We start from the raw sequence: 21,585 nt of genomic DNA, 5'->3' as shown, positions 1-21,585 counted from the left end.
AGCGCTGCGTAGGAGCGCGGTGTCGAGTCTGCGGGCCGTCTGTGGCTGGTCGCGCAGTTCCCCGCGCCCCTTCGGGGCGCCTGCTCAGCGCCGCTTGGGATCGACCAACCCAGCCCGGCGCAGAGCCTCCGCCATCGCGTCGTTGGCGGGAGGCGGCCCCTGCCGCTGCCCGCCACCGCCCTTGGCGCGGTTGCCCCGGTTCTGCTGGCCCCCACGGGGCCCCGGCGGCCGCCCGCCGCGCTCCTTGCGGCCCTGACCCGGGTCGGAGCCCACGGCCGGTTCGTCGTCCAGACGCAGCGTCAGCGACACCCGCTTGCGCGCCACGTCGACGTCGAGGACCTTCACCTTCACGATGTCGCCCGGCTTCACCACGTCCCGCGGGTCCTTGACGAAGGTCTTGGACATCGCGGACACGTGCACCAGGCCGTCCTGGTGCACGCCGACGTCGACGAACGCGCCGAACGCGGCGACGTTCGTGACGACGCCCTCAAGGACCATGCCGGGAGCCAGGTCGCCGATCTTCTCGACGCCCTCCTTGAACGTGGCCGTCTTGAAGGCCGGGCGCGGGTCGCGGCCGGGCTTCTCCAGCTCCTTGAGGATGTCGGTCACCGTCGGCAGGCCGAAGACGTCGTCGACGAAGGCGGCGGGCTCCAGGGAGCGCAGCGCCGCCGAGTTGCCGATCAGGGACGGGACGTCGACGCCCGCCTCCTTCACCATCCGCCGCACCACCGGATAGGCCTCGGGGTGCACGCTGGAGGCGTCAAGGGGGTCGTCACCGCCGCGGATGCGCAGGAAGCCCGCGCACTGCTCGTACGCCTTCGGGCCGAGGCGCGCGACGTCCTTGAGGGCCTTGCGGGAGGTGAACGGGCCGTTGGCGTCGCGGTGCGCCACGATGTTCTCGGCGAGGCCGGAGCCGATGCCGGAGACGCGGGCGAGCAGCGGGGCGGACGCCGTGTTCACGTCCACGCCGACGCCGTTCACACAGTCCTCGACCACCGCGTCGAGGGAGCGGGACAGCTTCACCTCGGACAGGTCGTGCTGGTACTGCCCGACGCCGATGGACTTCGGGTCGATCTTGACGAGCTCGGCCAGCGGGTCCTGCAGGCGCCGGGCGATGGAGACGGCGCCGCGCAGCGACACGTCCAGGTCCGGGAGCTCCTGGGAGGCGAAGGCGGAGGCCGAGTACACCGAGGCGCCCGCCTCGGAGACCATCACCTTGGTGAGGTTCAGCTCCGGGTGCCTGGCGATGAGTTCGGCCGCGAGCTTGTCCGTCTCGCGGGACGCCGTGCCGTTGCCGATCGCGACCAGGTCGACCGCGTGCTCCTTGGCGATCCTGGCGAGCGCCGCCAGGGACTGGTCCCACTTGTTCGCGGGGACGTGCGGGTGGATCGTGTCGGTCGCGACGACCTTGCCGGTCGCGTCCACGACGGCGACCTTCACGCCCGTACGGAATCCGGGGTCGAGGCCGAGCGTCGCGCGCGTGCCCGCGGGGGCGGCGAGGAGCAGGTCGCGGAGGTTGGAGGCGAAGACGCGCACGGCCTCGTCCTCGGCGGCCGTGCGCAGCCGCAGCCTGAGGTCGATGCCCAGGTGCACCAGGATGCGGGTGCGCCAGGCCCAGCGGACCGTGTCCACCAGCCACTTGTCACCGGGGCGGCCGCGGTCGGCGACGCCGAAGCGGCTGGCCACCGTGGACTCGAACGAACTCGGCCCTTCCGTGGCCTCCTCGGGCTCCAGGACCAGGTCCAGGACGTCTTCCTTCTCGCCGCGCAGCAGGGCGAGGATCCGGTGCGAGGGGAGCTCGGTGAACGGCTCGGCGAAGTCGAAGTAGTCGGCGAACTTCGCGCCCGCCTCCTCCTTGCCCTCGCGGACCTTCGCGGCGACGCGCCCGCGCACCCACATGCGCTCGCGCAGCTCGCCGATCAGGTCGGCGTCCTCGGAGAAGCGCTCGGTGAGGATCGCGCGGGCGCCGTCGAGCGCGGCCTGCGGGTCGGCGACGCCCTTGTCGGCGTCGACGAACGCGGCGGCGGCCGCCAGCGGCTCCACCGACGGGTCGCCGAGCAGGCCCTCGGCCAGCGGTTCGAGCCCCGCCTCGCGGGCGATCTGGGCCTTGGTACGCCGCTTGGGCTTGAACGGCAGATAGATGTCCTCGAGGCGGGCCTTGGTGTCGGCCTCGCGGATGCGCGCCTCCAGATCGGCGGTGAGCTTGCCCTGTTCGCGCACCGATTCGAGGATGGCGCTCCGCCGCTCCTCCAGTTCGCGCAGATAGCGCAGCCGCTCCTCGAGGGTGCGCAGCTGCGCGTCGTCGAGGGATTCGGTCGCTTCCTTGCGGTAGCGCGCGATGAAGGGCACCGTCGACCCGCCGTCGAGCAGGTCGACGGCGGCCTTGACCTGCCGCTCCCGTACGCCGAGTTCCTCGGCGATCCTGCCTTCGATGGACGCTGGAGTGGACGTCTGCACAGGTGCCACGTTCCGGTACCGCCTTCTCATTCAGGGTGCCCGGCAATTGTGGCAGGTGGCGGTGACAGTCGGCGGTCAGACCCTGCGGGCCCGCCCCGACCGCCTCCCGGAGCGGGAGGCTCCGCCGAAGAGGCGGGCCAGTACCCGGAACGGCAGGGTCACGACCGTGGCGAGGGCCGAACCGATCTGCCGCAGAATATCCGCGATCGCACGGAACACGTGGACTCTCCCTTCGTCGCCCGGCCCGCCCCGCTCGCGGGCGGGTGGCGGGGCCGGGGACGAACGGGTACCTCGTACGCGGCGGGTCATGCGCCGGGGCGTGGGGGCGCCGTGCGGGGGAGCGCGCTGGCGTCAGCCCTTGCCGAGCAGGTCCGCCGGGAACGCCCCCGCCTGTACCGCCGTCGTGGCGAACGCCGTGCCGAGCGCGGTGAGCCGCTCGACCCCGGCCGCCCCGAGACGGTCGTAGGGCGCCCGGTCGAGGCGGTCGGTCCGCTCCTCGACCTCGGCGCGCAGCGCGACGCCCGCCTCCGTCAACTCGCCCTCGGCGTCGAGCAGTCCGCGCCCCCGCAGCCGCTCCACCGCCGCGGCCCAGTCATCCCGAGTCCAGCCGCGCGTGGCGGCGTTGCGCTGGGGCGTCATGCCCTTGCCGGTGGCGGTGTGGCTCACCAGGGCCTCCACGGCGTCGAGTTCGGCGTCCAGGAGGGCGGCGAGGTGGCCGTCGCCGCGGTGCTCGCGCAGCAGCGTCGCGGCGTGCCAGTACGCCAGGTGCGGCGCGTCGGGGACGGGCAGGTCGGCGTGGGCGGAGTACAGCGGCCGGGCGGCGCGCGTGCAGGCCTCGGCGGCCCGCAGCGCGAGCCGCGCCGCCTCGGCCATCTCCGGGGACTCGACGGTCTCGTCGCCGAGCAGCCGCCGCAGCGTGGTGTCGACGGCCCGCAGGCGCGCCGCGAGGATGTCCTCGGGCGCCGCGGCGCGCCACACCGCGGGCACGTGCTCGGCGACGGTCTCCGCCTTGTAGTTGAAGAAGGCCGCGGTGACGGTCCCGGCGCCGACGGGGCCCATCGCGGCCGCCCGGGCGGCGAAGTTGACGGCTCTGGGGTGGGTGATGCCGAGGGCGCCGAGCTCCCGCCCGAGGTCGGGGGAGAAGTAGTGCGTGGCGTGCACGGTGTTGAGCACGCTCTGACAGCGTCGGCCCGCGCGCGGGTGCAGCTCCGCGCCGGGGGCGGGTGAGGTCGGGGGAGAGGTCATGGCCGTACGCTACCGACTGGTTGGTATGGCGTGAAGGGCGGGCCGGAGGCAGGCGCCGCGCGCGGACGGCCGCGACGGACGGCCGCGACGGACGGCCACAACGGAACAGGTCTCCCCAGGAGTCGCCCCATGGCAGAAAAGGTGGGCCACCCGTCATTGCGGCCACAGCGCCGTGCCCCAAGAATCGACGGCATGGCGCAGCGAACCGTCCTCGTCGTCCTCTTCGACGGCGTGCAGAGCCTTGATGTCACCGGACCCGCGGAGGTGTTCGCGGGGGCCACCGACGCGCACGGCCGCCCCGCCTACCAGGTGCGCACCGCGTCCCTGGACGGCGCCCCGGTGCGCACCGGCAGCGGCCTGACCCTGGTCCCGGACAGCGCCCTCGCCCACGCCCCCGCGCCGCACACCCTGCTCGTCCCCGGCGGCCAGGGCACCCGCCCCCAGAACGCGGCCCTCGTCGACTGGGTGCGCGCCCACGGCCCGCGCGCCCAGCGCCTGGTCTCGGTGTGCACCGGCGCGATCCTGCTCGCGCGGGCCGGCCTGCTCGACGGCCGCCGCGCGACGACCCACTGGGCGTACTGCGACAAGCTCGCCCGCGACCACCCGGCCGTCGAGGTCGATCCTGACCCCATCTACGTGCGCGACGGCCACGTGGCGACGTCCGCGGGCGTCACCGCGGGCATCGACCTGGCGCTCGCGCTCGTCGAGGAGGACCTGGGCCGCGAGATGGCGCTCACTCTCGCCCGCTACCTGGTCGTGTTCCTGCGCCGCCCCGGCAACCAGGCGCAGTTCAGCGCCCAGCTGGCCGCGCAGACCGCGCGCCGGGAGCCGCTGCGCGAGGTCCAGCAGTGGATCACCGAGCACCCGGACGACGACCTCAGTGTCGAACGGCTCGCCGCCCGCGCCCGGCTCTCGCCGCGCCACTTCGCCCGGGCCTTCCAGTCGGAGACCGGCACGACGCCCGGCAAGTACGTCGACCGCGTCCGCGTCGAGCACGCCCGCCGCCTCCTCGAAGACAGCTCGCGCGGCGTCGAGGAGGTCTCCCGCGCCTGCGGCTACGGCACCCCGGAGGCCATGCGCCGTGCCTTTTTGAAGGCCCTCGGCACGGCTCCCGCCGAATACCGCCGCCGCTTCCACGCGCCCCCGCCCGAAGCCCACCCGTACCCACCCACCACGAAGGAACCCGCATGCGGATAGCCATCGCCCTGTACGAGCGCTTCACCGCCCTCGACGCCATCGGTCCCTACCAGACGCTCGGCGGCATCCCGGACGCGGACGTCGTCTTCGTGGCCGAGCGCACCGGGCCCGTGCGCGACGACAGCGGACGGCTCGCGCTCGTCGCCGACAAGACCTTCGACGAGGTGCCGCGGCCGGACGTCCTGGTCGTCCCCGGCGGCCCCGGCCAGAGCGACCAGATGGAGAACGAGGCGCTGCTCGGCTGGATCCGCGCCGCCGACGCCACCACCACCTGGACGACGTCCGTGTGCACCGGCTCCCTGGCCCTGGCCGCCGCCGGACTCCTCACGGGCCGCAGCGCCACCTCGCACTGGCTCGCCCTGGAGGAGCTGGCGAAGCTCGGCGTGCACCCGTCGGAGGAGCGCGTGGTCTTCGACGGCAAGTACGTCACGGCCGCGGGCGTCTCGTCCGGCATCGACATGGGCCTCGCGCTCGTCGGCAGGATCGCGGGCGACGAGCGCGCCCAGGCCGTCCAGCTGATGACCGAGTACGACCCGCAGCCGCCCTACGACGCGGGCTCGCCCCGCAAGGCGCCCGCGCACCTCGTCGAGATGTTCCGCGACCGCAGCCGGTTCAGCGCCTAGCGCCCGGCGTGGTCCAGTCGAAACGCGGCTGCCTGCGCTCCAGGAAGGCGGCGACGCCCTCGGCGGTGTCGCCGCTGCCGCGCGCCTGCTCGGCCCAGTGCGCGTCCCGGTCGGTGCGGCCCGCGGCGAACTCCTTCGCCGCCGCCTGCGTCAGGAGCGAGCGCTCGGCGAGGAGCTGGGTGAACTCCTTGACGCGCCCGTCGAGGTCACCGGCCGGGAGCACCTCGTCCACCAGGCCCGTCCGCAGCGCCCGCGCCGTGTCGATCGACGCGCCGGAGAACAGCAGGTACTTCGCCGTCGACGGCCCCACGAGCGACACGAGACGACGGGTGGACGACGCCGGGTACACGATGCCCAGCTTCGCCGGGGTGACGGCGAACGACGCGCCCTCGTCCGCCAGCCGCAGATCGCAGGCCGCCGCCAGCTGACAGCCGCCGCCCACGCAGTACCCGCGCACGCTCGCGAGCGTCGGCTTGGGGAAGGCGGCGAGCGCCTCCTCGGCAAGCACCGCGAGCTGCGGGGCAAGGCCGGGATCGACGCGCAGCGAGGTGATGTCGGCGCCCGCGCAGAACGTGTCGCCCGCGCCGGTCAGGACGAGCGCGCGCACCGCCGGGTCGGCGGCGAGCGCGTCGAGCAGCGGCGGCAGGCTCCGCCACATGTCCGCCGTCATGGCGTTGCGCCGGGCCGGGTGGTCGATGACGACGGTGGCGACGCCGTCGGCGACGGCGTGCCTCAGCTGGGGCTCCATGCGCCGGATGCTATCCGCACGCCGCGAACGTACGATCAAGAAGGGGCGGCTTCGCGGACGTACGGAGGCGCTCATGTTCGGACGTGACAAGGCCCGGGACGCGGCGCACGCGCGGGCGGACGGACCCGGCGGTGACCAGGGAGCGGATCCCGCGGCGGATCCCCAGGCCCTCAAGCGGAGCTTCGGCTGGCTGGCGCTGCTCGGCGCGATCCTCGCGCTCGGCGGCCTGGTCGGCCTGGTCTACGCGGGCGTCGCCACGCTCACCTCGATGCTCCTGTTCGGCTGGCTGCTCCTGGTGGGCGGCGTCGTCGCGCTGCTGCACGCGGTGCAGTCGCGCGGCACCAACTTCTTCTGGCTCGGCGTCGTGGTCGCCGCGCTGAACCTCGCGGCGGGCTTCGTCGTGATCCGCAGGCCGGACGTGGCGGCGGAGGCGCTGACGATGTTCGCGGCGCTGCTCTTCCTCACCGGCGGCGTGTTCCGGCTCGTGGGCAGCCTGGTGGTGCGCGGGCCGCAGATGGCGGTGACGCTGCTCCAGGGCGCCTTCGGCGTGCTGCTCGGCGTCCTGGTGCTGGCCGGCTGGCCGAGCAGCAGCCAGTACGTCATCGGCACCTTCTTCTCGCTCGCGCTCCTCTTCGACGGCCTGGGACTGCTGGCCACGGGCATCGGCGCCCGGCGCATCATCAGCCTGGTGACGGACCGCTCTCCCGCGGCTCCCGGGGCCCAGGAAGCCCTACAACCTGAAGAACCGGTGAAGAGGGAACAAGAGGGGCAGGAGCAGTCGCGGAACTGACGTGGCCAGACGGTGACGATCAAATCCCGTCGATACTCGCTGACTTCTGGTCAGTAGTGCGGTCCGGACCAGTGGGATCCCAACACTCGACGTGTGGTGACAATCGAGCGCGAGGGCGGGGACCGGGCGATGGGGAACGACGGGAGGGGGCCGGGCCCACTCCCTCGGGGCAGCGGACAGGTGCCGTACGAAGGGGTGTGGCGGTTCACCGCACCCGCCGTCGACGCCTCGGTGCCGCAGGCGCGGCACGCGGTGCGCGACCTGCTCGCGCGCCAGGGCGTACCGGCGCCGGACGAACTGGTGCAGGGGCTGCTCCTGATCGTCTCCGAGTTGGTCACCAACGCGGTGCGGCACGCGGCGCTGCTCTCGCCGACGCTCGCCGTGGAGGTCGCGGTCGGCGCCGAGTGGGTGCGGGTGTCCGTCGAGGACAACCACCCCTACCGTCCGACCGCCCTGGTCGCCGACCACGGCCAGACCGGCGGGCGCGGACTGCTGCTCGTCCGGGAGATCACCCGTGAGGCGGGCGGCGCCTGCGACGTCGAGCACACGGCGAGCGGGGGCAAGGTCATCTGGGCGGCCCTGCCCCTGAAGCCCGGCGCGTTCTAGCGGCTTTCGGCTACCAGCCCGCGCCGGGCCCCGTCAGCTCCTTGACCGCGGGCCGCGCCGCGTCCAGGACCGTCATGAACCACGCGGAGAACGGATCCTTCGCGTGCCGCCCGGCCAGCTCCTCGGCCGTCACGAACGCCGTGGCGCCCACCTCGTCGGGGTCCGGGCGCAGCTCGGCCTGCACCATCCCGACGAACAGGTGGTTGAACTCCTGCTCCACCAGGCCCGACTCCGGGTCCGGGTGGTTGTAGCGCACGGTGCCCGCCTCGGCGAGCAGCGACGGCGAGACGCCGAGCTCCTCGAAGGTGCGCCGGGCGGCCGCCGCGAACGGCGCCTCGCCGGGGTAGGGATGGCCGCAGCAGGTGTTGGACCAGACGCCGGGGGAGTGGTACTTGCCGAGCGCCCGCTGCTGGATAAGCAGCCTGCCCTGCTCGTCGAAGAGGAACACGGAGAACGCCCGGTGCAGCTGACCGGGCGCCTGGTGGGCGGCGAGCTTCTCCGCCGTGCCGATGGTCCTGCCGTCCTCGTCCACGAGCTCGAGCAAGATTGTCTCTCCAGTGCCGTTCGACGAGCTGTGCGCCGCGGTGGCAGGTGTGATCGGCATACCCATCCTTCGCTCCGGTCTCGGGCCTCAAGTCTGCCGTACGAGACCGGGGCCCCCGGCACTCCGGCGGCCCCGCATGTCCCGTCCGCGGTGATCGCGGCCGGGACACGCGGGGGAGCGGGAATCAGACGCCGAAGGCCGCCGGATACGTGATCGTGCCCCGCGGGGCGCCCGCGGAACGTGCCGATCCGCCCGGCGGGTCAAGGACGAGCGCCATCATCGCCTCGTCCGGCACCTCGAAACTTGGCCGGATTCCGTACCGCGAGGCCGGAGTGAACCCGAACCGCGGGTAGTACTCGGGGTGCCCGAGCACGAGGACCAGATGCTCGCCCCGGGCGCGCGCGGCGCGCAGGACGGCGCGCACGACGGCCGTGCCCGCTCCCGAGCGCTGGTACGCCGGGAGAGCGGCCACGGGCGCCAGGCACAGGGCGGGGGTGCCGTCCACGTGGCAGCGGGTGATCAGGGCGTGCGCCACGACCTCGCCGTCCGCCGTCTCGGCGACGTACGACAGGCCGTCGAGCCAGGCGTCCGGGTCCGCGCGCAAGGCGTCCACCAGGTCGGCCTCCGCCTCGGTGGGGAAGGCCGCGGCGTTCACCGCGTGCACGGCGGCGCGGTCGGCGCCGTCCGCCGCCTCGGGGCGGGTGCGCCAGCCGTCGCCCGCGGGGCGCAGGACGTACCCCGTGTAGCCGTACTCGGCCGCGTGGTCGCGGCGCATGGCCAGTTCCTCGCGGGTGGCGGCGAGCGCCTCGGCCATGCCGGGCGCCCCGGGGTCGGCCGCGTCGGCACGGGCCCGCAGGGGGGCGTAGTACGCCTCCCAGTCGGACTCCGGCTGGTGGGTGACGCCGAGCACGGAGTACCCGGCGGCCAGGGCCGCCCGGGTGTTGCCGGCCGTGGTCCGCAGCCGGTAGTGCCGGTCCCAGAAGGCGCGGGCCTCCTCGGACGGCGCGTCGGTCGTCCACTCGCACTCGGTGAGGACGAGCGTCCCGCCCGGCGCGAGGAGCCGCCGCCAGGAGCGCAGCGCGGTGTCGAAGCCGATGGAGTAGACGGAGCTCTCGGCCCAGACGAGGTCGAAGGACCCGTCGGGGAAGTCGAGCTCGCCCATGTCGGCCTTGAGCGCCCGGACCGAGTCGGTGAGCCCGCGCGCGGTCGCGGCCGCGCGCAGCTCGTCGAGGAACGGCTCGTGCAGATCGACGGCCGTCACCTCGGCGCCCGCCTCGGCGGCGAGCAGCAGCGCCGAGCGGCCGGGGCCGCAGCCCAGGTCGAGCACGCGCGGACGGGCGGGCAGCTCACCGGCGAGGGCGAGCAGGTGCCGGGTGGTGGCGTCGGAGCCGGGGCCCTGCCGGGGAAGTCCGTGGTGCAGGGCGAAGAAGGCGTGGTGCTGATCGTTCTGAGTCAACGGGAGAACCCTTGAGTGAGAGGGCCCGGCCGCCGCGCGCGAACGCTACGAGAAGGACGTGCGGAGGAACACGCACGAGTGAGCGTACGGAGAGGTCAGCCGTGGGCCCGGGAAGTGGGGAGGAACACGTCGCCGCGCGGGGCAGCGAGAACCGCGACCGTCATCAACCCACCTCTTTCGTATCCGCAGGGCTCGTCGTCCCTGCCTGCTCAAGGGCCCGTGCAAGGCCATGGCCAATGTAGCACTTTCAGTGACACAGCCGCGGCTCGTGCACCGCGTGGCCGCTCGGCTCCAGCTGGAACGTGCAGTGCTCGACGTCGAAGTGGCCGCCCAGGCAGCCCTGCAGGTCGTGCAGCATCTTCTCGTGCCCGACGGCGGTCAGCGTCTCGCTGCTCACCACGACGTGCGCGGACAGCACCGGCATGCCCGAGGTGATGGTCCAGGCGTGCAGGTCGTGGACGTCCTCGACGCCGGGCAGGGCCAGGATGTGGGCGCGGACCTCGGCCATGTCCACGCCCCTGGGAGCCGCTTCGAGCAGCACGTTCAAGGTGTCGCGCAGCAGCTTCCAGGTGCGCGGGACGATCATGAGGCCGATGACGATCGACGCGATGGGGTCGGCGGCCTGCCAGCCGGTGAGCAGGATGACGAGCGCGGAGACCAGGACCGCCACCGAGCCGAGCGCGTCCGCGAGGACCTCGAGGAAGGCGCCCCGCACATTGAGGCTGTCCTTCTGGCCGCCCATGAGCAGCGACAGCGAGACGAGGTTCGCCACCAGGCCGATGAGGCCGAAGACGATGGTGAGCCCGCCCTCGGTCTCCGACGGCGTGACGAACCGCTGGATCGCCTCGTACAGCACGTAGCCGCCGACGCCGAACAGCAGCAGACAGTTCGCGAGCGCCGCCAGGATCTCGGCGCGGGCGTAGCCGAACGTGCGGTTCTCGCTCGGCGGGCGGTTCGCGAAGTGGATCGCGAGCAGCGCCATGCCGAGGCCGAGCGCGTCGGTGGCCATGTGCGTCGCGTCCGCGATCAGCGCGAGCGAGTCCGCGACGAGGCCACCGACGATCTCGACGACCATCACGGTGACGGTGAGCGACAGGGCGATCCGCAGCCGCCCCCGGTAGGCGGCCGCGGCGGTGCCGGTCGTGGGCGGCGCGTGGCCGTGGTCGTGTCCAGCCCCCATGACGCGGTCCTCCATGTCGTCGACAACCCGTGGCAGCGATCACAGTGAACTACGGGTGGGGGGTATCTGGCAACGCGATCGTGAACACCGTTGTCATATGCCGTGGCCTGCGGAAACGGGCCGCTCTGGGGAGGGCGTCAGGCGCGCAGGGCCTCCGGGTGCCGCAGGCACCAGCCCGCCCACGCCGACGCGACCATCTCGCGCACCCCGAGCTGGGCCGTGAAGCCGAGCTCCCGCGTCGCCCGGCGCACGTCCGCCACCGCGCGTGGGGCATCGCCCGGACGGCCCGGCTCCAGGATGGGGGCGCGGGTGTCCCCGGTGACCTCGCCGATGACCGTCAGGAGTTCGCGTACGGAAACGCCTTCGCCGCGGCCGATGTTCACCGTCAGATCGGTGCCGGGCTCGGGCGCCCTGCGGGCCGCGGCGAGATGGGCCCGCGCCAGGTCGGTCACGTGGACGTAGTCGCGCACACAGGTGCCGTCGGGCGTGGGGTGGTCGGTGCCGAAGATCCGCGGGGCCTCGCCGCGGGTGAGCCGGTCGAAGACCATCGGGACCACGTTGAAGACCCCGGTGTCCGCGAGCTCCGGCGTCGCGGCGCCCGCCACGTTGAAGTAGCGCAGGCACGTCGTGGTGATCCCGTGCGCCGTGCCCGCGGCCCGGACCAGCCACTCCCCGGCCAGCTTCGTCTCGCCGTACGGGCTGACCGGCGCGCACGGCGTGTCCTCCGAGACGAACTCCGTATGCGGCGGATTTCCGTACACCGCGGCCGACGAGGAGAAGACGAACCGCTGGATTCCGGCCGCCGCCACCGCCTCCAGGAGCGTCACCAGGCCCCCGATGTTGTCCCGGTAGTAGCGCAGCGGCTCCGCGACGGACTCCCCGACCTGCTTGCGCGCCGCCAGATGCACGACGCCGGTCACCGCGTGCTCGGCGAACGCCGCGCGCAGCCGTTCCCCGTCGAGCGAGGAGCCCCGTATGAGGGGAATGTCCGCGGGCAGCCGGTCGGGCACCCCCGACGAGACGTCGTCGAGGACGACCACCCGCTCACCGGCGTCGGCCATCACCCGCGCCACGTGTGCCCCGATATATCCCGCTCCACCTGTGATCAACCATGTCATGGCCGTCCACCTTAGGCGGGCTTGCGTGGATCCCGCCCCCACGGTTTGTGGCGGCGGCCCGCCATCGACCATGATGATCGCGTCGGGCAACGGCCGCGCCGACCCGTGCGGCCCTTGCGGATGGCGCTGATCGGAGCGTGAACGGGCGGTGAACGCCCGCTTCCATTCATCCGATAGCCTCTGCCGACACGCCGCCCGGCCGCCTCCCGGCGAGGGCGCCCCCGTCACGCACGTGCCCGCGCGAGTCGCGCCGGGAATCAAGGAGTGAGTTCGTCCTGTCGACCGCCATCCTCACCGGCCAGCCGGTGCCCGGCTCGCCCCTCGAAGGCGATCTGCGGTCCCTGGGCTTCGACGTGCGGACCGCCCCGGACGCGGCCGGGGCCGAGGCCCTCGTGCGCGCCGTCCCCGCGGACCAGCGCGTCGCCGTCGTGGACACCCGGTTCGTCGGCCACCCCCACGCGCTGCGCCTCGGCCTGACCGACCCGCGCTTCGCCGCGGCCGCCGTGCCCGGCGCCGTCACCGCCAAGCCCGAGGCCCGCGCCGCGCTCACCCGCGCGCTGCGCACGGCCACCGGCGCGGGCGGCCCGGCGAACGTCGCGGTGGCCGCGCAGGCCGTCCCCGACCGGCTCGCCGAGGAGCTCGAAGCCGCCGACGTGGCCGTGCACCGGCCCGAGCTCGGCACCCTCGTCGCCGCCGTGCCCACCGACCCCGAGGCCCGCAACACCGCCCGCCAGGCCGTCGCCGCCGTCGACGACGAGGCCGTACGCCTGCGCAGCGCGGTCAAGGCCCGCGACGGCTTCTTCACCACGTACTGCATCAGCCCGTACTCGCGCTACCTCGCGCGCTGGTGCGCCCGCCGCGGCTTCACCCCGAACCAGGTCACCACCGCCTCACTGCTCGTCGCCCTGATCGCGGCGGGCTGCGCGGCCACCGGCACCCGCGGCGGCTTCGTCGCCGCGGGCCTCCTGCTGCTCTTCTCCTTCGTCCTGGACTGCACGGACGGCCAGCTCGCGCGCTACTCCCTGCAGTACTCGACGCTCGGTGCCTGGCTGGACGCGACCTTCGACCGGGCCAAGGAGTACGCGTACTACGCGGGCCTCGCCCTCGGCGCGGCCCGCGGCGGCGATGACGTCTGGGCCCTCGCGCTCGGCGCGATGATCCTCCAGACCTGCCGGCACGTCGTGGACTTCTCGTTCAACGAGGCCAACCACGACGCGACCGCCAACACCAGCCCCACCGCCGCCCTCTCCGACAAGCTCGACAGCCGCGGCTGGACGGTGTGGGCCCGCCGGATGATCGTGCTGCCCATCGGGGAGCGCTGGGCGCTCATCGCCGCCCTGACCGCGCTCACCACCCCGCGCGTCACGTTCGTCGTGCTCCTGATCGGCTGCGGCCTCGCCGCCTGCTACACCACCGCGGGCCGCGTCCTGCGCTCCCTGACCCGCAAGGCCAAGCGCACCGACCGGGCCGCCACGGCCCTGGCCGACCTCGCCGACACCGGGCCCTTCGCGGGCGCGCTCGCCACCCTGCGGGGCGTCCCCGGGCTCGCCCCGGTCCTCGCCCTCGCCGGGGGCGCGGCCGTCGTCGCCACCGCCGCCTGCACGTCCTTCGGCAGCCCGTGGCCGGTCATCGCCGCCGCCGGATACGTGATCACCTCGGGCCTCGCCGTCGCCCGCCCCCTCAAGGGCCCCCTCGACTGGCTGGTTCCCCCGTTCTTCCGCGCCGCCGAATACGGCACCGTTCTGGTACTGGCGGCCAAAGCCGACGTGAACGGAGCCCTTCCCGCGGCTTTCGGCCTGGTGGCCGCGGTCGCCTACCATCACTACGACACCGTGTACCGCATTCGCGGTGTCGTCGCGCCCCCGCGCTGGCTGGTGCGGGTGATCGGCGGGCACGAGGGCAGGACCTTCGCGGTCACCGTGGCCGCGGCCCTGCTGACAAACACAGATTTCACCGTCGCGCTCACGGCGCTCGCCGTGGCCGTGGCCCTTGTGGTGCTCGTCGAGAGCACCCGCTTCTGGGTGACCGCGCACAACCGCGGCGCACCCGCCGTACACGATGAAGGAGAACCCGCATGATCGGCCTCGTCCTGGCCGCCGGCGCCGGCCGGCGTCTGCGCCCCTACACCGAAACGCTGCCCAAGGCGCTGGTGCCCGTGGTGGGCGAGGGAACCGAGAACGAGCTGGCCGTGCTCGACCTCACCCTGAAGAACTTCGCCGAGATCGGCCTGACCGAGGTCGCGATCATCGTCGGCTACCGCAAGGAAGCCGTCTACGACCGCAAGGAAGCGCTCGAGGCGAAGTACGGCCTCAAGCTCACCCTGATCGACAACGACAAGGCCGAGGAGTGGAACAATGCCTACTCCCTGTGGTGCGGCCGTGACGCCCTCAAGCACAGCGTGATCCTCGCCAACGGCGACACCGTGCACCCGGTCTCCGTCGAGAAGACGCTGCTCGCCGCCCGCGGCGACGGCAAGAAGATCATCCTCGCCCTCGACACGGTGAAGAACCTCGCCGACGAGGAGATGAAGGTCGTCGTGGACCCCGAGAAGGGCGTCCAGAAGATCACCAAGCTGATGGACCCGGCCGAGGCCACCGGTGAGTACATCGGCGTCACCCTCATCGAGGGCGAGGCCGCCGAGGAGCTCGCCGACGCCCTGAAGGCCACCTTCGAGCGCGACCCCGACCTGTACTACGAGGACGGCTACCAGGAGCTCGTCAACCGCGGCTTCAAGGTCGACGTCGCGCCCATCGGCGACGTCACGTGGGTCGAGATCGACAACCACGACGACCTCGCCAAGGGACGTGAGATCGCGTGCCAGTACTGACGAGGCTCATCCCCTCGCCGGTCGTCGTCGACATCCGGCCGGGGGCGCTCAACGACCTGGCCGGTGTCCTCGCCGACCAGAGGATCTGCTCGTCGACCGGCAAGCTCGCCATCGCCATCAGCGGCGGCTCCGGCGCGGTCCTGCGCGAGCGCCTCGCCCCTTCGCTGCCGAACGCCGAGTGGTTCCCGGTGGGCGGCGGCACGCTCGATGACGCCATCAAGCTCGCCGACGCCATGAAGAAGGGCCGCTACGACGCGGTCGTCGGCCTCGGCGGCGGCAAGATCATCGACTGTGCCAAGTTCGCCGCCGCGCGCGTCGGCCTGCCGCTGGTCGCCGTCGCGACGAACCTGTCGCACGACGGCCTGTGCTCGCCCGTCGCGACCCTCGACAACGACGCGGGCCGCGGCAGCTACGGCGTGCCGAACCCGATCGCGGTCGTCATCGACCTCGACGTCATCCGCGAGGCCCCGGTCCGCTTCGTGCGCTCCGGCATCGGCGACGCCCTGTCCAACATCTCCGCGATCCGGGACTGGGAGCTCGCCGCCCGCGAGCGCGGCGAGGACATCGACGGCCTCGCCGCCGCGATGGCCCGCCAGGCGGGCGAGGCGGTCCTGCGCCACCCCGGCGGCGTCGGCGACGACGGCTTCCTGCAGGTCCTCGCCGAAGGCCTGGTCCTCACCGGCATCGCCATGTCCGTCTCGGGCGACTCCCGCCCGGCGTCCGGCGCCTGCCACGAGATCAACCACGCCTTCGACCTGCTCTTCCCCAAGCGCGCGGCGAGCCACGGCGAGCAGTGCGGCCTCGGCGCGGCCTTCGCGATGCACCTGCGCGGTGCCCGCGAGGAGTCCGCGTACATGGCCGAGGTCCTGCGCCGCCACGGCCTGCCCGTCCTGCCGGAGGAGATCGGCTTCACCGTGGACGAGTTCGTCCAGGTCGTGGAGTACGCGCCGCAGACCCGGCCGGGCCGCTACACGATCCTCGAGCACCTCAGTCTGAACCACGACCAGATCAAGGACGCATACGCCGACTATGCCAAGGCCATCGGTAGCTGAACTCCGGCCCGTCGTTCACCCCGCGGGGGTGAAGGACCGGCGCAGCGGTGAGCACTGGGCGGGACGCCTGTACATGCGGGAGATCTCGCTGCGCTGCGACCGCTACCTGGTGAACACCAGGATCACGCCCAACCAGCTCACCTATCTGATGACCGTCGCCGGTGTCCTGGCCGCCCCGGCCCTGCTCGTGCCGGGGATCTGGGGCGCCGTGCTCGGCGTCGTCGCGGTCCAGCTCTATCTCCTGCTCGACTGCGTCGACGGCGAGATCGCCCGCTGGCGCAAGCAGTACTCGATGTCCGGCGTGTACCTGGACCGCGTCGGCGCCTATCTGTGCGACGCCGCCGTCCTGGTCGGCTTCGGCCTGCGCGCCGCCGACCTGTGGGGCTCGGGGCGCATCGACTGGCTGTGGGCCTTCCTCGGCACCCTGGCCGCCCTCGGCGCCATCCTGATCAAGGCGGAGACCGACCTCGTCGCCGTCGCCCGGCACCAGCAGGGCATGGCGCCGGTGCAGGAGTCCGCGTCCGAGCCGCGCGCGTCCGGCGTCGCCCTGGCCCGCAAGGCCGCCGCCGCGCTGAAGTTCCACCGGCTGATCCTCGGCATCGAGGCGTCCCTGCTCATCCTGGTCATCGCGATCGTGGACGAGGCCCGGGGCGACCTGTTCTTCTCGCGCCTGGGCGTCGCGGTGCTCGCGGGCATCGCGCTCCTCCAGACGGTGCTGCACCTGGTGTCCATCCTCGCTTCGAGCAGGCTGAAGTGAGCACTCCGGCAGAGCACCTCAAGGTCGGCGCGGTCGTCATCACCATGGGCAACCGCCCGCAGGAGCTGCGGGCGCTGCTCGACTCGGTCGCCAAGCAGGACGGCGACCGCGTCGAGGTCGTCGTGGTCGGCAACGGCGCCCCCGTGCCGGACGTCCCCGCCGGTGTGCGCACCATAGAACTGCCCGAGAACCTGGGCATCCCCGGCGGGCGCAACGTCGGCATCGAGGCCTTCGGGCCCGGCGGCACCGACGTCGACGTCCTGCTCTTCCTCGACGACGACGGCCTCCTGGCGCACGCGGACACCGCTCAGCTGTGCCGGGAGGCCTTCGCCGCCGACCCCGGGCTCGGGATCATCAGCTTCCGCATCGCCGATCCCGACACGGGGGTCACCCAGCGCCGCCACGTGCCGCGGCTGCGCGCCTCGGACCCGATGCGCTCCTCGCGCGTGACGACGTTCCTCGGCGGCGCCAACGCCGTCCGCACCAAGGTCCTGGCAGAGGTCGGCGGCCTGCCCGACGCCTTCTTCTACGCCCATGAGGAGACCGATCTGGCCTGGCGGGCCCTCGACGCCGGCTGGATGATCGACTACCGCGCCGACATGGTCCTGTACCACCCGACCACGGCGCCCTCGCGGCACGCGGTCTACCACCGCATGGTGGCCCGCAACCGGGTCTGGCTCGCCCGCCGCAACCTGCCCGCCCTCCTGGTCCCCGTGTACCTGGGCGTGTGGCTGCTCCTGACCCTGGCCCGGCGCCCCTCGCGGCCCGCCCTCAAGGCCTGGTTCGGCGGCTTCAAGGAGGGCTGGACGAGCCCGTGCGGCCCTCGCAGGCCCATGAAGTGGCGTACGGTCTGGCGCCTGACCCGACTGGGCCGCCCTCCTGTCATCTGACAAGCTCTGCTCTGACACCATTCGGGCCGTACCCCGGGCCCTGGCCCGGCCGTACCCTGATCCCGGCCCGCGCCTACACCCGACCGGCCGCGCATCTGAAGACGAAAGTTTCCCCTCGTGAGTGAGACAACGCAGGACGGTGGAGTCGCGCTGACCGCGCCACCGTCGCCCGACGACGGGCTTTCCCCGGCCGAGCTCGCGGCCAAGTACGGACTGTCCGTCAGCGGTGCCCGTCCGGGCCTCATGGAGTACGTCCGCCAGCTGTGGGGGCGGCGTCACTTCATCCTCGCCTTCTCGCAGGCGAAGCTGACCGCCCAGTACAGCCAGGCCAAGCTCGGCCAGCTCTGGCAGGTCGCGACCCCCCTGCTCAACGCGCTCGTCTACTTCCTGATCTTCGGCCTGATCCTGAAGGCCGACCGGGGCATGGAGCGGGAGGTGTACATCCCGTTCCTCGTGACAGGCGTCTTCGTCTTCACCTTCACGCAGAGCTCGGTGATGGCGGGCGTGCGGGCGATCTCGGGCAACCTCGGCCTGGTGCGCGCGCTGCACTTCCCGCGCGCCTCGCTGCCGGTCTCCTTCTCGCTGCAGCAGCTCCAGCAGCTGCTGTTCTCGATGATCGTGCTGTTCGTCGTCGCGATCGGCTTCGGCAGCTACCCGCGCCTTTCCTGGCTGCTCATCCTGCCGGTCCTCGCGCTGCAGTTCCTCTTCAACACCGGCCTCGCGCTGATCATGGCGAGGCTCGGCAGCAAGACCCCGGACCTCGCGCAGCTGATGCCGTTCGTGATGCGCACCTGGATGTACGCGTCCGGCGTGATGTTCTCCATCCCGGTGATGCTCAAGGAGCACCCGGCGTGGATCGCCGACATCCTCCAGTGGAACCCGGCCGCCATCTACATGGACCTGATGCGCTTCGCGCTCATCGACGGCTATGGCTCCGAGAACCTGCCGCCGCACGTCTGGGCGGTCGCGGCCGGCTGGGCGGCGCTCGTCGCCGTCGGCGGCTTCGTGTACTTCTGGAAGGCGGAGGAGCGGTACGGCCGTGGCTGACGACAAGAGCGCCGACCGGGCGCACATCCCCACCGTCATCGCGGACGAGCTGCACATCGTCTACCGCGTCAACGGCGCCAAGACGGGCAAGGGCAGCGCCACCTCCGCGCTGAGCCGGATCATCAAGCGCGGCGAGGAGCGCGGCGTGCGCAAGGTGCACGCCGTGCGCGGGGTCAGCTTCACCGCCTACCGCGGCGAGGCGATCGGCCTCATCGGGTCGAACGGCTCCGGCAAGTCCACCCTCCTGCGGGCGATCGCGGGGCTGCTGCCCGCCGAGCGGGGCAAGGTGTACACGGACGGCCAGCCCTCGCTGCTCGGGGTGAACGCGGCGCTGATGAACGATCTGACGGGTGAGCGGAACGTGATCCTGGGCGGTCTGGCGATGGGCATGAGCCGGGAGCAGATCCGCGCGCGTTACCAGGACATCGTCGACTTCTCCGGCATCAACGAGAAGGGCGACTTCATCACCCTGCCGATGCGCACGTACTCCTCGGGCATGGCGGCCCGGCTGCGGTTCTCCATCGCGGCGGCGAAGGACCACGACGTGCTGATGATCGACGAGGCGCTCGCGACGGGTGACCGCAAGTTCCAGAAGCGCTCCGAGGCCCGCATCCGCGAGCTGCGCAAGGAGGCGGGCACGGTGTTCCTGGTGAGCCACAACAACAAGTCGATCCGTGACACCTGCGACCGGGTGCTGTGGCTGGAGCGCGGTGAGCTGCGGATGGACGGCCCGACCGACGAGGTCATCAAGGAGTACGAGAAGTTCACCGGCAAGTAGCCGGAGGGCCGCCATCTGGTCGCGGCCGAATGGAGCAGGGTCCCGTCCGTGTCCCCGGGCGGGACCCTGATGCGTTTTCAGACATCACGAATCCCTCAAGTCCCAGGAGCCCAGGGAAGATTGACGTCAATCGGTGCGTTGTTGTGATGTGCGGAACACCCCGACGACTCGCCGTCCGTTGTACAACGTAAGCTGTACCGGTGCTGATTCGCGGCAAGTGGGGCGATATCGCTCCATGAGCGGGTACGAGGGCACGGTCCACCGCATGGAGTCCCGGGCGGCGTGTCCGAAATGGGATGTATTGGGTCGGCAGTGTAGAACGGGAGATGTGACGGCAATGGCTACGGACGATCTCCAGCTACGCGATGCGTCCGCCGTCCTCGCCAAAGCCGCGGACGAGAACTTTCCCGTGGCCCCCTTCTTCCTCCCGCGCGCCTGGCGCGAGGACCTCATGGCCGTCTACGGCTTCGCCCGCCTGGTCGACGACATCGGCGACTCCGACCTGGCCCGCGGCACCGCCCACGCCCGCTACCTGGGCGCCGACCCCGAGGCCGCGGGCGACCCGCTCGCCCTGCTCGACGCCTTCGAGGCCGATCTGGGCCGGGTCTTCGCCACCGGCCAGGAGCCAGGACACCCCCTGCTGCGTGCCCTTGTGCCCACCGTGCGCCGCCGGGAGCTCACCCCCGATCCTTTCCTCGGCCTGATCGCCGCCAACCGCCAGGACCAGCTGGTCACGCGGTACGAGACCTACGCCGACCTCGTTGCGTACTGCGAGCTGTCCGCGAACCCGGTCGGCCGCCTCGTCCTCGCCATCACCGGCACCGAGACGCCCGAGCGCGTCCGCCTCTCCGACTCCGTGTGCACCGCGCTACAGATCGTGGAGCACCTCCAGGACGTGCGCGAGGACCTCGCGCGCGACCGGATCTATCTGCCCGCCGAGGACATGTCGCGCTTCCACGTCCAGGAGGGGGACCTGGCGGTCCCCACGGCAGGCGCGTCGGTGCGCGCCCTGGTTGCATATGAAGCGGAACGCGCCCATCGCCTCCTGAATGAAGGCACCCCCCTGGTGGGTAGCGTCCACGGCAGGCTGAAGCTGCTGCTGGCAGGGTTCGTGGCAGGGGGGAGGGCGGCGGTCGCGGCGATCGCCGCCGCCGGATACGACGTACTTCCAAGGCCGCCGAAGCCCACGAAGACGCGCTTGCTGCGCGAGGTGGGTGCGGTTCTGCGAGGAGAGGGGTGAGCCGGACCGTGGAGTCAGAACCTCGCGTGTCCGCGCCGGTACTCGCCGCATACAGCTATTGCGAGGCCGTGACCGGGCAGCAGGCACGTAATTTCGCGTACGGCATCAGGTTGCTGCCGACGCCCAAGCGGCGCGCGATGTCCGCGCTCTACGCGTTCTCGCGGCGCGTGGACGACATCGGGGACGGCACGCTCGCGCCGGACGTGAAGAAGGAGCGGCTGGACGACACCCGCGCCCTGCTCACCCGGGTCCGCGACGGGGCGGTGGACGAGGACGACACCGACCCCGTGGCGGTGGCGCTCAGCCACGCCGCCCGGCACTTCCCGATCCCGCTCGGCGGCCTCGACGAGCTCATCGACGGCGTCCTGATGGACGTGCGCGGCGAGAGCTACGAGACCTGGGACGACCTCAAGGTCTACTGCCGCTGCGTGGCCGGGGCCATCGGGCGGCTCTCCCTCGGCGTGTTCGGCACAGAGCCGGGGGCGCTGCACGCGGAGCGCGCGCCGGAGTACGCCGACACGCTCGGTCTCGCGCTCCAACTCACCAACATCCTCAGGGACGTTCGCGAGGACGCCCTGGAGGGCCGCACCTATCTGCCCGGCGACGACCTCGCCAAGTTCGGCTGCTCCGCGGGGTTCGCGAGCCCCGAGCCGCCCGCCGGGTCCGACTTCGCGGGCCTCGTCCACTTCGAGGTGCGCCGCGCCCGCGCCCTGTTCGCCGAGGGCTACCGCCTGCTGCCCATGCTCGACCGGCGCAGCGGCGCCTGCGTCGCCGCCATGGCGGGCATCTACCGCCGGCTGCTCGACCGCATCGAGCGCGAACCGGAAGCGGTCCTCCGGGGCCGGGTCTCCCTGCCGGGCCGCGAGAAGGCGTACGTCGCCGTGCGCGGCCTGTCCGGCCTGGACGCGCGCAGCGTCTCGCGGCAGGCCGTCAGGAGGCGTACGTGACCCGCGTCCGCGGCGGCGTCCGCGCCCCGGGGACCGGCCGCCGCAAACGGCGGGCAACCCTCCGCATGACCTTGGCGTCCCAG

At 72.5% G+C, this 21,585-nt stretch carries 21 protein-coding genes; 13 read left to right on the top strand and 8 right to left on the bottom strand.

Annotated elements, in window-relative coordinates; translation table 11 throughout:
- Window positions 1–84: 84 nt before the first annotated feature.
- From AC07A4_RS05050 to AC07A4_RS05040, 3 genes are all read right to left on the bottom strand, one after another.
- Complete coding sequence (locus AC07A4_RS05050; RefSeq protein WP_478593139.1) at window positions 85–2,466, bottom strand: Tex family protein; 2,382 nt, start codon at window positions 2,464–2,466, stop codon at window positions 85–87.
- 66 nt (window positions 2,467–2,532) lie between these two features.
- Complete coding sequence (locus tag AC07A4_RS05045) at window positions 2,533–2,676, bottom strand: LPFR motif small protein (protein ID WP_478593137.1); 144 nt, start codon at window positions 2,674–2,676, stop codon at window positions 2,533–2,535.
- A gap of 132 nt (window positions 2,677–2,808) precedes the next feature.
- The gene (locus tag AC07A4_RS05040) at window positions 2,809–3,702 is read right to left on the bottom strand and encodes an SCO6745 family protein (RefSeq protein ID WP_478593135.1); all 894 of its coding nucleotides are present in this window, start codon (window positions 3,700–3,702) and stop codon (window positions 2,809–2,811) included.
- A 192-nt stretch (window positions 3,703–3,894) separates the two neighbouring features.
- Between AC07A4_RS05040 and AC07A4_RS05035 the strand changes: the two genes are divergently transcribed.
- The gene (locus AC07A4_RS05035) at window positions 3,895–4,899 is read left to right on the top strand and encodes a GlxA family transcriptional regulator (protein ID WP_478593132.1); all 1,005 of its coding nucleotides are present in this window, start codon (window positions 3,895–3,897) and stop codon (window positions 4,897–4,899) included.
- A complete protein-coding gene (locus tag AC07A4_RS05030; RefSeq protein WP_478593129.1) occupies window positions 4,890–5,522 on the top strand; it encodes a DJ-1/PfpI family protein in 633 nt (210 codons plus the stop codon). Before AC07A4_RS05035 ends, AC07A4_RS05030 begins: the two co-directional genes overlap by 10 nt.
- Here the strand turns inward: AC07A4_RS05030 and AC07A4_RS05025 are convergent.
- Window positions 5,512–6,270, bottom strand: coding sequence for an enoyl-CoA hydratase/isomerase family protein (locus AC07A4_RS05025; RefSeq protein WP_478593127.1), 759 nt, complete (start codon window positions 6,268–6,270; stop codon window positions 5,512–5,514). The genes AC07A4_RS05030 and AC07A4_RS05025 overlap by 11 nt on opposite strands.
- A 73-nt stretch (window positions 6,271–6,343) precedes the next feature.
- Between AC07A4_RS05025 and AC07A4_RS05020 the strand changes: the two genes are divergently transcribed.
- Window positions 6,344–7,060: an HdeD family acid-resistance protein gene (locus AC07A4_RS05020; RefSeq protein WP_478593124.1), complete on the top strand. Its 717-nt coding sequence runs from the start codon at window positions 6,344–6,346 to the stop codon at window positions 7,058–7,060.
- A gap of 129 nt (window positions 7,061–7,189) precedes the next feature.
- Window positions 7,190–7,666 carry an ATP-binding protein gene (locus tag AC07A4_RS05015; protein WP_478594341.1) on the top strand — a complete coding sequence of 159 codons (477 nt, stop codon included), beginning with the start codon at window positions 7,190–7,192 and terminating at the stop codon, window positions 7,664–7,666.
- Window positions 7,667–7,676: 10 nt separating this feature from the next.
- On the opposite strand, the gene idi is transcribed toward AC07A4_RS05015, so the two are convergent.
- The 4 genes from idi to galE all read right to left on the bottom strand — a co-directional run bounded on the left by idi (window position 7,677) and on the right by galE (window position 11,964).
- Window positions 7,677–8,270, bottom strand: coding sequence for an isopentenyl-diphosphate Delta-isomerase (gene idi / locus AC07A4_RS05010; protein WP_478593122.1), 594 nt, complete (start codon window positions 8,268–8,270; stop codon window positions 7,677–7,679).
- A gap of 124 nt (window positions 8,271–8,394) precedes the next feature.
- Window positions 8,395–9,666, bottom strand: a complete 1,272-nt coding sequence (locus AC07A4_RS05005; protein WP_478593120.1) for a GNAT family N-acetyltransferase — start codon at window positions 9,664–9,666, stop codon at window positions 8,395–8,397.
- Between the two features lie 247 nt (window positions 9,667–9,913).
- Window positions 9,914–10,846 (bottom strand): cation diffusion facilitator family transporter, encoded by a 933-nt coding sequence (locus AC07A4_RS05000; protein ID WP_478593117.1) that lies wholly within the window; start codon window positions 10,844–10,846, stop codon window positions 9,914–9,916.
- Window positions 10,847–10,983: 137 nt separating this feature from the next.
- Window positions 10,984–11,964, bottom strand: a complete 981-nt coding sequence (galE, locus tag AC07A4_RS04995) for a UDP-glucose 4-epimerase GalE (protein ID WP_478593114.1) — start codon at window positions 11,962–11,964, stop codon at window positions 10,984–10,986.
- Between the two features lie 275 nt (window positions 11,965–12,239).
- On the opposite strand from galE, the gene AC07A4_RS04990 reads away from it, so the two are divergent.
- The 9 genes from AC07A4_RS04990 to hpnD all read left to right on the top strand — a co-directional run bounded on the left by AC07A4_RS04990 (window position 12,240) and on the right by hpnD (window position 21,502).
- Window positions 12,240–14,042 carry a DUF5941 domain-containing protein gene (locus tag AC07A4_RS04990; protein ID WP_478594338.1) on the top strand — a complete coding sequence of 601 codons (1,803 nt, stop codon included), beginning with the start codon at window positions 12,240–12,242 and terminating at the stop codon, window positions 14,040–14,042.
- Complete coding sequence (locus tag AC07A4_RS04985; protein WP_030684556.1) at window positions 14,039–14,791, top strand: phosphocholine cytidylyltransferase family protein; 753 nt, start codon at window positions 14,039–14,041, stop codon at window positions 14,789–14,791. The genes AC07A4_RS04990 and AC07A4_RS04985 overlap by 4 nt, the downstream gene beginning before the upstream one ends.
- Complete coding sequence (locus AC07A4_RS04980) at window positions 14,779–15,843, top strand: iron-containing alcohol dehydrogenase family protein (protein WP_478593111.1); 1,065 nt, start codon at window positions 14,779–14,781, stop codon at window positions 15,841–15,843. The genes AC07A4_RS04985 and AC07A4_RS04980 overlap by 13 nt, the downstream gene beginning before the upstream one ends.
- Entirely contained in the window at window positions 15,821–16,600 is a 780-nt protein-coding gene (locus AC07A4_RS04975; RefSeq protein WP_478593109.1) for a CDP-alcohol phosphatidyltransferase family protein, read from the top strand. Before AC07A4_RS04980 ends, AC07A4_RS04975 begins: the two co-directional genes overlap by 23 nt.
- Before the next feature lie 44 nt (window positions 16,601–16,644).
- Window positions 16,645–17,490: a glycosyltransferase family 2 protein gene (locus AC07A4_RS04970; RefSeq protein ID WP_478594336.1), complete on the top strand. Its 846-nt coding sequence runs from the start codon at window positions 16,645–16,647 to the stop codon at window positions 17,488–17,490.
- Between the two features lie 117 nt (window positions 17,491–17,607).
- Window positions 17,608–18,537 (top strand): ABC transporter permease, encoded by a 930-nt coding sequence (locus AC07A4_RS04965; protein WP_478593106.1) that lies wholly within the window; start codon window positions 17,608–17,610, stop codon window positions 18,535–18,537.
- Window positions 18,530–19,315, top strand: coding sequence for an ABC transporter ATP-binding protein (locus AC07A4_RS04960; protein WP_478593103.1), 786 nt, complete (start codon window positions 18,530–18,532; stop codon window positions 19,313–19,315). Before AC07A4_RS04965 ends, AC07A4_RS04960 begins: the two co-directional genes overlap by 8 nt.
- A gap of 337 nt (window positions 19,316–19,652) precedes the next feature.
- Window positions 19,653–20,555 (top strand): squalene synthase HpnC, encoded by a 903-nt coding sequence (gene hpnC / locus AC07A4_RS04955; RefSeq protein WP_478593101.1) that lies wholly within the window; start codon window positions 19,653–19,655, stop codon window positions 20,553–20,555.
- Window positions 20,552–21,502, top strand: coding sequence for a presqualene diphosphate synthase HpnD (hpnD, locus tag AC07A4_RS04950; RefSeq protein ID WP_478593098.1), 951 nt, complete (start codon window positions 20,552–20,554; stop codon window positions 21,500–21,502). Before hpnC ends, hpnD begins: the two co-directional genes overlap by 4 nt.
- The last annotated feature ends 83 nt before the right edge of the window (window positions 21,503–21,585 follow it).

Source organism: Streptomyces sp. NPDC043996 (genome assembly GCF_056435225.1).
This window is presented reverse-complemented; position numbering and strand designations above follow the sequence as displayed.

Excerpts from the sequence above, each read along its gene's own strand:
- AC07A4_RS05040 (WP_478593135.1), bottom strand. The coding sequence starts at position 3,702 with ATGACCTCTCCCCCGACCTCACCCGCCCCCGGCGCGGAGCTGCACCCG.
- AC07A4_RS05035 (WP_478593132.1), top strand. The coding sequence starts at position 3,895 with ATGGCGCAGCGAACCGTCCTCGTCGTCCTCTTCGACGGCGTGCAGAGC.
- AC07A4_RS05030 (WP_478593129.1), top strand. The coding sequence starts at position 4,890 with ATGCGGATAGCCATCGCCCTGTACGAGCGCTTCACCGCCCTCGACGCC.
- AC07A4_RS05025 (WP_478593127.1), bottom strand. The coding sequence starts at position 6,270 with ATGGAGCCCCAGCTGAGGCACGCCGTCGCCGACGGCGTCGCCACCGTC.
- AC07A4_RS05020 (WP_478593124.1), top strand. The coding sequence starts at position 6,344 with ATGTTCGGACGTGACAAGGCCCGGGACGCGGCGCACGCGCGGGCGGAC.
- AC07A4_RS05015 (WP_478594341.1), top strand. The coding sequence starts at position 7,190 with ATGGGGAACGACGGGAGGGGGCCGGGCCCACTCCCTCGGGGCAGCGGA.
- idi (WP_478593122.1), bottom strand. The coding sequence starts at position 8,270 with ATGCCGATCACACCTGCCACCGCGGCGCACAGCTCGTCGAACGGCACT.
- AC07A4_RS05000 (WP_478593117.1), bottom strand. The coding sequence starts at position 10,846 with ATGGGGGCTGGACACGACCACGGCCACGCGCCGCCCACGACCGGCACC.
- galE (WP_478593114.1), bottom strand. The coding sequence starts at position 11,964 with ATGACATGGTTGATCACAGGTGGAGCGGGATATATCGGGGCACACGTG.
- AC07A4_RS04985 (WP_030684556.1), top strand. The coding sequence starts at position 14,039 with ATGATCGGCCTCGTCCTGGCCGCCGGCGCCGGCCGGCGTCTGCGCCCC.
- AC07A4_RS04975 (WP_478593109.1), top strand. The coding sequence starts at position 15,821 with ATGCCAAGGCCATCGGTAGCTGAACTCCGGCCCGTCGTTCACCCCGCG.
- AC07A4_RS04970 (WP_478594336.1), top strand. The coding sequence starts at position 16,645 with ATGGGCAACCGCCCGCAGGAGCTGCGGGCGCTGCTCGACTCGGTCGCC.
- hpnC (WP_478593101.1), top strand. The coding sequence starts at position 19,653 with ATGGCTACGGACGATCTCCAGCTACGCGATGCGTCCGCCGTCCTCGCC.